This is a genomic window from Wenzhouxiangella sp. XN79A, from assembly GCF_012272825.1.
GTDB lineage: Bacteria > Pseudomonadota > Gammaproteobacteria > Xanthomonadales > Wenzhouxiangellaceae.
The window spans coordinates 1-317 of the sequence record NZ_JAAWWS010000042.1 but is presented as its reverse complement, the minus strand read 5'-3'; the positions used below and the strand labels follow the sequence as shown (position 1 = coordinate 317).

Here is a 317-nt window from a genome sequence, read left to right as displayed (position 1 = left end):
GTCCGGCGGCTGTGCCGGGGTTCGGGCTACAGGCGTTTCGCCACGCGGACTTCGTCCGCTTTCTGGCGACCTACTTTTGTCAGTCGCGACAAAAGCAGGCAAAAGCGCTCTTCGAAGGCGGCGGAACGCGAAGGCGCTTCCGGATTGCGTCGGTGGGCCGGTGGTCGGACCGCGCCCTGGCTCACTCCGGCTGCGGTTTACAGTGGCCCCGGATGCATCCGAGAAGCCAGGGCCAGGCCAAGCCGTCGCTGGTCGGCCACAACCGTCCACCGAAGCGGCCTGTGTTCGAACCGAGCCACCGGCAATGATCCGGCTTC

1 protein-coding gene is annotated in these 317 nt (G+C 66.6%); it reads left to right on the top strand.

What is annotated here, in order from left to right; genetic code table 11:
* A partial coding sequence (locus HFP89_RS15745; RefSeq protein ID WP_206212148.1) for a hypothetical protein occupies positions 1-308 on the top strand: 308 nt, incomplete at its 5' end.
* Positions 309-317 lie beyond the last annotated feature (9 nt).